This is a genomic window from Dendronalium phyllosphericum CENA369 (assembly GCF_016056275.1).
Lineage (GTDB): Bacteria > Cyanobacteriota > Cyanobacteriia > Cyanobacteriales > Nostocaceae > Dendronalium > Dendronalium phyllosphericum.
On sequence record NZ_JAECZA010000112.1, the window covers coordinates 1 to 11,607 of the forward strand.

Annotated in this window: 8 protein-coding genes; all 8 read left to right on the plus strand. The window is 43.2% G+C overall.

What is annotated here, in order from left to right; translation table 11 throughout:
* A partial coding sequence (locus I8752_RS19715) for a transposase (protein WP_214433994.1) occupies positions 1–296 on the plus strand: 296 nt, incomplete at its 5' end.
* 930 nt (positions 297–1,226) lie between these two features.
* Positions 1,227–1,721, plus strand: a complete 495-nt coding sequence (locus I8752_RS19720) for a hypothetical protein (RefSeq protein WP_214433995.1) — start codon at positions 1,227–1,229, stop codon at positions 1,719–1,721.
* 180 nt (positions 1,722–1,901) lie between these two features.
* Complete coding sequence (locus tag I8752_RS19725; protein ID WP_214433996.1) at positions 1,902–3,473, plus strand: efflux RND transporter periplasmic adaptor subunit; 1,572 nt, start codon at positions 1,902–1,904, stop codon at positions 3,471–3,473.
* Between the two features lie 123 nt (positions 3,474–3,596).
* Positions 3,597–4,877, plus strand: a complete 1,281-nt coding sequence (locus I8752_RS19730) for an ABC transporter permease (protein ID WP_214433997.1) — start codon at positions 3,597–3,599, stop codon at positions 4,875–4,877.
* A gap of 143 nt (positions 4,878–5,020) precedes the next feature.
* Entirely contained in the window at positions 5,021–5,692 is a 672-nt protein-coding gene (locus I8752_RS19735; RefSeq protein ID WP_318780869.1) for an ABC transporter ATP-binding protein, read from the plus strand.
* A 114-nt stretch (positions 5,693–5,806) separates the two neighbouring features.
* Entirely contained in the window at positions 5,807–7,252 is a 1,446-nt protein-coding gene (locus I8752_RS19740; RefSeq protein WP_214434001.1) for a TolC family protein, read from the plus strand.
* Positions 7,253–7,705: 453 nt separating this feature from the next.
* A complete protein-coding gene (locus I8752_RS19745; RefSeq protein ID WP_214433998.1) occupies positions 7,706–9,649 on the plus strand; it encodes a hybrid sensor histidine kinase/response regulator in 1,944 nt (647 codons plus the stop codon).
* Positions 9,650–10,112: 463 nt separating this feature from the next.
* Positions 10,113–11,567 (plus strand): efflux RND transporter periplasmic adaptor subunit, encoded by a 1,455-nt coding sequence (locus tag I8752_RS19750; protein WP_214433999.1) that lies wholly within the window; start codon positions 10,113–10,115, stop codon positions 11,565–11,567.
* Positions 11,568–11,607 lie beyond the last annotated feature (40 nt).

Below are 11,607 nucleotides of genomic sequence, written 5' to 3' on the forward strand. Positions count from 1 at the left end.
TCTTTGAAGAACTGTATGAGCGAGGTTTAGAGTTTATTACTAAGTCAAAGAAAAACATGAAAAACCGTTTGCTCAAACTGATTGATAAAATCTTGTTACGCAAGCGAGCAGTCATTGAGTCTGTTAATGATTATCTCAAAAATGTATGTCAAATAGAACACTCACGACACCGGAGTCCATTAAACTTTCTGGTTAACTTGTTAGCTGGTTTGGTTGCTTACACCTACTTACCTAACAAACCCTCTATTGATATTTACCCTAAAGACTTGCCTGCACTGCCTCCTGCTCTTTTTTAGTTCTGTCGAACTCACGTTAAATAAGTGAATACTTGCATTTTACTTATGATGAATTAATTATCAGGAACTAAAGCACATAAATTAGCTAAATATCATTGATTTTTCGCAGATAATTCACTTTTAGCAATGGCTTTGGCTCTGGTTATATCCAACTTGAATGCTAGTGAGATTAAGCCTACTTAAAAGTTATACGCATTCAAATTTAAAAAATTGTGTTAATGCGTCGTACTGCCTTGTTAACAATTTTCTCTCGAACTTTGAGTTTCAACGTTGTTTGATTCATCCAAAATCCTTAGTTTTATTATCTTTTTATTTCCGGACTTACGCACAGGTAACGAAAATACAAACCACAAAGGACACGAAGTGGCTTCTTGAAGGGTAGAAATAAGAGTTTGAGAGAGTTTTTGTATAAGTACTATATTTAATAATTTGCGGCAAAACCAATAATATTTTTAGCCTAGCTAAATTGAAATCCAAAGGAGGCTTTTTAGTAAAACTGAAATCATTTTCTCCTTTGCCTCCTTAGTTTATTGCTCTTTTTGCTTCCCGCGTCCATCAGCTGATTCAACCAAACTCTATTTTTAGTCCACCTGCTTAGTCACCTCTCCATGATGATATTTGGTGGCTAGCTATTTTTCATTTCAAATAAATGGTGACTTTGGTCATATATCAGTTGCAAACTACTAGTGACTTTGGTCATGCATTACTGAGGGTATATTTGAACGATAATTATTGTTATCAATTTATCCGAGGAGATTATCAAATATTAATTAACAGATTAATAGAGCGACAGCAGAAAGTGACAGTGAATATTAGGCTTCCCGATACCAAAATAAAAGCAACAAGCATGTCAATATTTTCCTTGAATAAAGTTCCTTAACTAAAACTCAAGCAAAACTATACTCGAACGCAAATAAAGGAATCAATCTTATGTGGAATCAAAATCGCGTATCTATCCTCTTAGCGGCAGCTACCCTAATAATTGTTCCAGCATTCTTGAGTGCGCCTGCGAATGCTCAGACTAAAGTCCACACCGTTAGCGAACGCGATCGCAATTGGGATCGTGACGGCAGACGCAACTATCAAGAAGATAGAAGACAAGATTGGGATCGTGACGGCAGACGTAACTATCAAGAAGATAGAAGACAAGAAGATAGAACTCATATAGACAGGCGCAATTGGAACCGCGATAACGAACCCAATATTAGAGCAGTTAGACTGCAAAATGGTGATATCAGATATCCTAACGGGGAAACTATTTCTGCTAGAAGGATAGTTAGATTGCGTAATCAAGGTTATTGGAGACTTCCCAATGGAGATATTCTTCTTCCCAATCAGGAAATAGTGCCTTCTAGAAGATTAGTGAGACTTCAAAACGGCGATTTTAGACTGCCCAATGGAGTGATAGTGCAAATAAACCTCTAATTCCTGTCTAGTTAAATAAAGGTTTATTAGGGCTAAAGCAAAGACAAGCTGAGTTCAGCGACTATCCTGACTTGATATAAAACACTAAAAACTGAGTTGTCAGTATAGGGCTACCAGGCTATGGTTCCAGCCGTAAAAAACTAGCCCGGTAGCTATTTTTTTTATACATTGGAAATTATCATGACAATTAATACATCACATACTGTAGATTCATCAGCTTTGGTTCCAGAAATCAAAAAAAAGGGTAAAAATCGTTGGCTATCTTGGCTAGTTGCTCTTTGCCTACTAGGTGGAATTGGCTACGCAGTTTACTATCAAGTAGCTGTCGTTCCCGCTCAACAAGCAAGAAGGCGGATTTTAACCCAGCCCGTACAAAGGCAAAACTTAGCGATCGCAATTTCGGCCAATGGGACTGTCAAGCCCGAACGGTCAATCAACCTCAGCCCCAAAAATTCTGGCGTACTGAAAACACTGCTAGCAAAAGAAGGAGATTTTGTTAAACAAGGACAGATTTTAGCTTACATGGATGATTCCAACCTGCAAGGGCAACTCACTTCTGCCAAAGGACAACTAGCACAAGCCGAGGCCAATTTGCAAAAGGCACAAGCAGGTAATCGCCCTCAAGATATTGCCCAATCACAGGCACAACTAGAGGAAGCCGAGGCCAATTTGCAAAAAGCACAAGCAGGCAATCGCCCTCAAGATATTGCCCAAGCGCAGGCACGTTTACAAAGCGCTCAAGCTACTTTAAGTAAGGCAGAAGATGATTTCCGTCGCAATCAGCAACTTTACACTGCTGGAGGTATTTCCCTTCAAACTCTTAACCAAACTCGTGCAGATCGCGATAGCGCCCAAGCACAGGTAAATGAAGCACAGCAAGCACTAGCGTTACAAAAAGCTGGTTCGCGTTCAGAAGATATCGAGCAAGCAAGAGCTGTTGTGAAGCAGAGGCAGCAAGCTTTAGCACTTCTCAAAGCTGGGTCGCGTCAAGAAGATATTGATGCAGCAAACGCTCAGGTAATTTCGGCTCGCGGTTCGCTACAAAATGTCCAATCAGATATCAATGACACAATTATTCGAGCTCCTTTTGATGGTGTGGTGACGAAGAAGTACGCCGACCCAGGCGCTTTTGTAACCCCAACAACTGCTAGTAGTGAAGTCTCTTCTGCCACTTCTTCTTCTATTTTGGCTCTGGCTTCTACAAATGAAGTTGTAGCTGATTTAGCCGAAACAAATATTTCCAAAATCAAGCTCGGACAAGAAGTCAAAATTACAGCAGATGCTTACCCAGGAAAAACCTTTACAGGCAAAGTCAATCAAATTGCTGCCCAAGCTACGGTTACGCAAAATGTCACTAGTTTTGAAGTGAAAGTATCGCTATCTGACCCCGATAATCTCTTACGGTCAGGGATGAATGTCGCAGCAGATTTTCAAGTTGGGAAATTAGAAAATGTTCTCGTAGTGCCAACTGCATCAGTTGTGCGCCGAGAAAATGCTACAGGTGTGTATGTGGCAGGAGAAAATAACAGACCTGTGTTTACTCGGATAGAAACTGGCGTAACTGTGAATAACTTTACCGAAGTTAAGTCTGGATTAGAAGGAGACGAGAGAGTATTACTCAGCTTCCCACCAGGATCGCGTCCGCAATCAACGCCACGAGGAGGAGTTTTTCCAGGCCTCGGTGGTGGTGGCGGTCGTTCCTCAAACGGTGGTTCGCGTAGTGGTAATTCTCCGCGCAATGCTGCTCCTTAGAAGGGAGCAGGGGAGGCAGGGGGAGATGAGGGAGACAAGAAATAATAATTACTTCTGCTCCTGACAACTGACAACTGACAACTGACAACTGACTCAGTTTTTAGTGACAAATATAACAATATTATGTTTAAAAAATTTAAAGGTTTTTATAAAGGTAAGAGAAGCAGTACAGTCCCGTTGCTAGAAATATTGTCAATGGCGGCTGAGACATTGTGGAGTAACAAGTTACGCACTGGACTCACTATGCTGGGCGTGATTATTGGAATTTCCTCAGTCATTGCGATTACCTCTGTTGGCCAGGGGGTACAAAAGGGAGTTGAGCAACAGATACAAGCCTTGGGTACGGATGTCATCCAAATTTTGGCGGGTGCTGCAAGAAGCGGAAATGTTCGTCAAGGAATCGGTTCTAGCAGCACATTGACTTGGGAAGATGCCAAAGCGATCGCCACACAAGCACCATCGGCTGAGATGGTTTCTGCCTACCTCCAACGTAGCGCCCAAGTGGTTTATAGCGGACAAAACACATCCACAACAATTTACGGCACAGATTTAAATTATCCAGAAGTCAGAAATACTCACCCCCAACAGGGAAGATATTTTACTCAAGAAGAACTAGATACTGCCACACAAGTTGCTGTTTTGGGGCCAACAGTCCAAAGTACACTCTTTGGTCAAGGTGTCAATCCCATTGGCGAGAAAATCCGAATTCAAGGAGAAGCTTATGAAGTGATTGGGGTGATGGAGGCAAAAGGTTCTCAGGGACCAATGGATCGAGACGACCAAATTTTTATTCCTCTAACTAGTATGTCGGCGAGACTAGTGGGTAACAATGCCTTGGCAGGCATTTCTGTGAATGGGATTTTAATCAAATCTAGCAATCAAGAGCAATTAGAGGCGGCGCAATTTCAAGTTACCAACCTGCTGCGCCAGCGTCATAATATTTATCCACCGCAAGCCGATGATTTTCGGCTGACTAACCAAGCCGATATTGTTAGCACTTTCACGAACGTAGTCGGTTTATTTACAGTCATGGTAGTGGCGATCGCCGGAATTTCGTTAGTTGTGGGCGGCATTGGTATTGCTAACATCATGCTAGTTTCCGTAGTCGAACGAACGCGCGAAATCGGCATTCGCAAAGCCGTAGGAGCTACCAATTCTGCAATCCTCAATCAATTTTTAGCAGAAGCGATCGTTATTTCCATCGTTGGCGGCACTATTGGCATGGGAAGTGGTATTTTGATTGCCTTTGGAGCCGCAAATATTTTTAAATTTCCCTTTGTTGTTTCTTTAGTCTCAATCATCGTTGGCTTTGGACTCTCATTGAGCGTTGGCTTAGTTGCTGGAGTAATTCCAGCCCGAAACGCCGCCAAATTAGATCCCATCGCCGCCTTACGCAGCGACTAAGGGGACTAGGATTGGGGAGCAAAGGAGATGAGGGAGATGAGGGAGATGGGGGAGATGGGGGAGATGAGGGAGACAATTCTTCACTTCTGCCTCCTGCCTCCTGCCTCCTGACAACTAACAACTGACAACTGACAACTGACACTATGCCAACAATGATTTGGATGGATTCCATCACAAAAACTTACCAACTAGGAGAAATTAATGTTCCCATACTCAAAGGAATTCAACTCTCCATTGAAGAAGGGGAATACGTCGCTATTATGGGTGCGTCAGGTTCGGGTAAATCGACACTGATGAATATTGTCGGATGTCTCGATCGCCCGACAACTGGACGCTATATTTTTGAAGGTAGAAATTTAACGACTTTTGACGATGATGAATTAGCATATATTCGCAATCAAAGGATAGGTTTTGTTTTTCAACAATTTAATTTACTGTCACGAGCAACAGCCTTAGAAAACGTGATGTTACCAATGGTTTACGCTAATTTACCGAAGCGCAAACGCCGTCAAAGGGCATTGGCAGCCTTGGAAAGGGTAGGACTAGGCGAGCGGATCTCGAACCGTCCTAGCCAACTATCTGGGGGACAACAACAAAGGGTAGCCATTGCCAGGGCTTTGGTTAATCGACCTGCTTTGGTTTTGGCAGACGAGCCAACAGGAGCATTAGACACTGAAACTTCTCATGAGGTGATGAATTTAATGACAGAACTCAATCAGCAAGGAATTACAATCGTGATTGTCACACACGAACCGGATATTGCTGCCCAAACTAAAAGGATTATCCGAGTCCAAGACGGTTTGATTTTAGGCTGATTCTGAAAGAAAGTAGGGTAAGTAAGGGGAGATGAGGGAGAATGTTAATTCATGAGAACAGTCATCAATCATCAGTTATTTGCGAACAGTTTTAACTTAACTACCACATTAAATATGAATTTCAGCTTATTTTGTGTGTATTCTACCTGGGTGGCAGTGGCGATCGCGATCGTCCCAAATTTAGCAGGGAGTGCAGGTGCAGTAACTCCGCCAAAACCCCAGCCGTCGCCCAATGTCACGGGTGCTAATTCTGTGTCAGTTCCCAATTACCTGATCCCTAATCCCAATCCTCTCCAATTTCCTACTAAGCCAGAAGAAGTTAGAATTCAAGGAATAGTGCCTATTAGTTTGGCCCAGGCTTTAGAACTAGCAAGACGCAACAATCGAGATTTACAGGTTGCCCTATTCCAACTACAACGCAGCCAGGCAGCGCTACGCGAGTCCCAAGCTGCTTTGTTGCCAACTGTTGGTGTTAGCGGTAGTTTAACTAACAGGGGTGATGGTGTACTGGAAAGAAATTCTGATAACCAATCATCCACTACCACTTTCACCGGTCAAGCCCAACTGAATTACGACCTCTACACTTCTGGTAGACGGCGAGCTAATATTCGAGCCGCTGAGGAACAAGTGCGCGTAGATGAATTTAATGTTGAAACTCAGTCTTTAGAAATTGGTTTGAATGTTGCTACCCAATACTATAATTTGCAACAAGCAGATGAACTAGTCAGAATCCAGCGGTCGGCTGTAGAGAATTCTCAAGCTAGTTTGCGCGATGCTCAAGCACGAGAACGAGCTGGCGTAGGGACGCGTTTTGATGTGCTGCAAGCTCAGGTAACTTTAGCAAATGCCCAACAAGACTTGACTAATGCTATCTCACAGCAGCGAATAGCCCGTCGCCAAGTGGCAACGCTGTTAAGTTTGCCGCAGTCCGTTGATATCACTGCCGCAGATCCCGTGCAATTGGCAGGTCTTTGGCAGCAAAGCCTAGAGCAAACTATTGTAGAAGCTTTTCAAAATCGTCCGGAACTGCAACAGTTTCTCGCACAACGCAACATCAGCGAACAACAACGACGGCAAGCACTTTCGCAGCTGGGGCCGCAAATAAGTTTGGCTAGTAGCTACAACTTGCAAGACCAATATAACGACCGTGTGGGCGTTGCTGATGGCTATTCAGTGGGAGTCCAAACAAGTTTAACTTTGTTTGATGGAGGAGCGGCCAAAGCAAGTGCAGATCAGTCGAGAGCTAATATTGCGATCGCAGAAACTCAATTTGCCAGTCAGCGCAACCAAATTCGCTTTGATGTCGAACAGTACTATTCTCAGTTACAAGCTAACCTGGAGAATGTCCAAACTTCTTCTGTCGCTTTAAATCAAGCTAGAGAAGCTTTAACTTTAGCTAGGCTGAGGTTCCAAGCTGGTGTAGGCACTCAAACAGATGTAATTGCTGCTCAAAACGACTTAACAAGAGCTGAAGGTAATCGAGTCACAGCTATTTTAGATTACAACCGCGCTCTCGCTAATTTACAACGGTCTGTGACTTCTAGAACGGCCAATAGATGATACAGCAGATTTCCAAGAACGTGAAGTACATCAGCTTTGTCTGTTAACTAGGATTGAAGAAGAATTCAGAATTAGGACTTACGCAGAGGTTAGAGAAAAACGAGCCATAAAAAACACAAGCAGAAAAGAATTTTGAAGTTTTTTGCGTAATATCAAGTTCGGCTAATTAGTTATAATTATCGAATCTATGCAGAAAGCCTGAAAACCCTTCCCCTCTGCACCTCTGCCCCCCTGCGGTCTTAATGATAAGTCTTTAACCGAACACGATATAAGTCCTAATTCTGAATTCTGACTTCTGGCTGCTGAATTATGCTGTATGTAGTCAAATTTATAGATTTCCAACGAATTTGTAGACGATATCAAGCAAGTAGGATTATTCTGGGGGGTGATAAATCAACCACCTCCTCCTAACGTTGTTCCCCAGAGCAACCCATCTGTTGGGGAGTAATTGTGATGAATCTACTTCGATTTCTCTTACTAGAAGACAGTTATCTGGATGCAGAACTAATCGAGACTACCCTAGCTGAGGGTGGAATTGTGTGTGAATTGATTCAAGTGCAAACTCACACAGATTTCCTCACAGCACTGAAAACTTATACTTTCGACCTGATCTTGGCAGATTATTCTCTGCCTACTTTCGATGGGATGTCTGCTCTCAAAATAGTTCGTAATACTTGTCCGGCGATCCCATTCATCTTTGTTTCTGGGAGTTTAGGAGAAGAGTTGGCTATCGAATCTCTCCAGCATGGGGCAACCGATTATGTACTCAAGCAACGATTGGGGCGACTAGTACCTTCAGTGCAACGAGCATTAAGAGAGGTGGAAGAACGCCGCGATCGCAGTTTTGCACAAGCAAGGATGCGGCAGAGCGAAACTCGCTTTCGTTTGATTGTAGAGAGTGCCCAGGATTATGCCATCATCACTTTGGATATGGTAGGTAGCATTACTAGTTGGAATTCTGGCGCACAAAGACTTCTTGGTTATGAGGAAGTTGAAATTTTAGGGCAACCAGGACAAATTATTTTCACTGCTGAAGACATCGAACAAAGCGAACCGATACAAGAAATGCACCTAGCGCTAACGCAAGGACGGCAAGAAAACGAACGTTGGCATGTGCGAAAGGATGGCAGTCGCTTTTGGGGAAGTGGGGTAATGATGCCGTTGCGAGATGGTGCAGATAACATTGAGGGCTTCCTCAAAATCATGCAAGATAAGACACAGCAGCGACAAGCCGAACAGATGTTACAGCAACAAGCCGAACAGTTGCGGCGAGCTAATCAGCTTAAAGATGAATTTTTAGCCGTCTTGTCTCACGAACTGCGGACTCCCCTCAATCCCATCTTAGGTTGGGCAAAACTTTTACCAGCAAAATCATACGAGCCAGCCATATTCACACGAGGATTGGAAACCATTGCCCGCAATGCTCAAATACTGAGGCAATTAATTGAAGACTTATTGGATGTCTCGCGGATTCTCAGTGGAAAATTAAAATTATCTGCAAGAGCGATTGACCTGACAAAAACTATTAAGGTAGCACTAGAGACAGTGCAAATGACGGCTGAAGCGAAGTCAATCTCGATTCAAACGCAGATTCAATCAGATATTGGTTACGTTTTTGGCGATAGCGATCGCTTGCAGCAAGTATTGTGGAATTTACTCTCGAATGCGATAAAATTCACTCCCAGTCACGGACGAGTCGAGATCGCTTTAAAAAAAGTAAATACACAGGTACAAATTCAAGTAGCAGATAATGGCACAGGTATTTCGCCAGAGTTTTTACCTTATGTATTTGAGCGCTTTCGTCAAGCTGACGGTAGCACAACTCGTCAGTTTGGCGGTTTGGGACTAGGGTTAGCAATTGCTCGCCATTTAATTGAACTACATGGGGGAACAATTCAGGCGCATAGCTTAGGCGAAGGACAAGGGGCAACTTTTACAATTTGTTTGCCACAGATGCCAACAATGTTAACTACTTCACCGACAAAAACTCAAGTTGAGAGTAATACTACTCTCAGTAACCTTTCTATTCTGCTTGTAGAAGATGAATTGGATACGTTGGACTTTTTGAAATTTCTCCTAGAACAATCCGGGGCAACAGTAACAGCCGTATCTTCAGCAAAAAATGCATTGCAAGTGCTCGAACAACACCAGCCCGATTTACTTGTTAGCGATATTGGGATGCCGGAGATGGATGGTTACATGCTGATACAGCATATCCGTTCTCAATCAACCAAAACGATACCAGCGATCGCTCTGACAGCTTATGCAGGAGAACTTGCCCAAGAGCGATCGCTTTTAGCTGGCTTTCAAAAACATTTAGCCAAACCCATTGAACCGACTGCTTTTATTACAGCGATCGCAGATTTAGTAGATACTAAATTAGAGTTACAACGCTGAGAAATTCTTCTTTTGATAATTTTGGTTATTTTTAGTTTGTAAGGGCGAACGTAACAGTGCCCCTACCCAGATATCTGTTGCATTCTTTTTTCAAATTGATATCAGTAAAACTTGCCGAAAAAAATACTAAGTAGAACGGCGCAAAAAAACCGAAGTATATAACGGAAAGTAAAGTTGCCTAAAAAGCTCTTACCTTCTGCCTTCTGCCCTCTGCCTCCTGCCTTGTCATAACGACAATTTTCAACACAGACCTACTTAGAGTCATCCATTTAGGTGAAGGCACACAAAATTACTTAAAGCTATGATTAAGTAAAGTTAAGCAACTCAACTATATAAATTACTGATTCGTCTGGTTGCTATTAGATAAAGATTTAGTCCAATAATTTCTTTAGTGCTTAAATCCTGTACTTTGCCATCCCTCTAAAGGCTGATTGAGCAAAGTAATATTTTTAGACCGCTATTTATGATGACGCAGATAGAAATTCCTCTGATTGGTAAAGTTAAGCATCCACAACGTTGGCTACTTGGGCTGATAGCGGCAAGTACTTTAGTTGTTGGCACAACTATGACTTACAACTTTGTCAGTCAGGGCACAAACAAGCAAGATATTACCCAATTAACTGTTCCTGTCGAAGCAAAAAACGTGACTCTGCGGATTACAGCCAGTGGTAAAGTAGTGCCAGTTCAAAGTGTGAATATTAGCCCCAAAAATCCTGGAGTGCTGGCGCAATTATATGTAGAACAGGGCGATCGCGTCCAGCAAGGACAAATTATTGCCCGAATGGATATTGGCGATATCCAAGCACAAATCCTTCAGTCTCGCGCCAACTTAGCACAATCTCAAGCCCAACTAGATCAAGCCCGCGCTGGGAATCGTCCTCAAGAAATCGACCAAGCCAAAGCCCGTTTAGCACAAGCACAAGCACAGCTAAATCAAGCCCGTGCTGGTAATCGTTCTCAAGAAATAGAACAAGCTCAAGCTCAAGTCAACTCAGCAAAAGCACAGGTGAACCTGACGCAAGCACGCGTGACTCGCTATCGAGAATTAACCAGACAGGGAGCAACTTCTCAAGATCAACTCGATCAATATATCAGCGAAGACCAAACAGCAAAAGCGAGTTTAGACGAAGCGCAAAAAAGACTGTCACTATTAGAAAGTGGAACTCGCAGCGAGGAAATTACAGCCAAAGAAGCTGCTGTGACTGAAGCGAGGGCAGCACTCGTCCTGTTAGAAAATGGCAGCCGTCCGGAAGAAATTGCCCAACGCCAAGCAGCGGTGAAATCAGCTCAAGCCCAATTAGCCGCAGCAGAAGTAAAGCTACAAGATACAGTGATTCTCGCTCCCTTTGCTGGAATTATCACGCAGAAATATGCCAACATTGGCGCATTTGTGACACCGACAACTTCTGCCTCTAGTGATGCTTCAGCAACTTCTAGCTCCATTGTTGCTGTAGCACGGGGTTTAGAAATACTAGCTCAAGTTCCAGAAGCTGATATTGGCAGAATTAATCAAGGACAGCAGGTGGAAATTGTCGCTGATGCTTATCCTGACCAAGTTTTTAAAGGTCACGTGCGGCTAATTGCTCCAGAAGCAGTTATAGAACAGGGTGTGACATCCTTCCAAGTGCGGGTGGCTCTGGATACTGGTACAGATAAACTGCGTTCTGGCTTAAATGTCGATCTTACCTTTCTAGGCGATCGCGTCAATAATGCTTTAGTATTGCCAACTGTCGCAATTGTGACAGAAAAAGGTCAAACAGGCGTACTCATACCCGATGAGAATAATAAACCCCAGTTTCGTGCAGTCACAGTCGGGGCGCAAATCCAAGACCAAACTCAGATTTTAGAGGGAATTAAACAAGGCGATCGCGTATTTGTCAACCCGCCGAAAGACTACAAAATTGAAAAGGCTAAGTAGTAAGAAAGCTGGGGGAGATGAGGGGGATGAGGGGGATGAG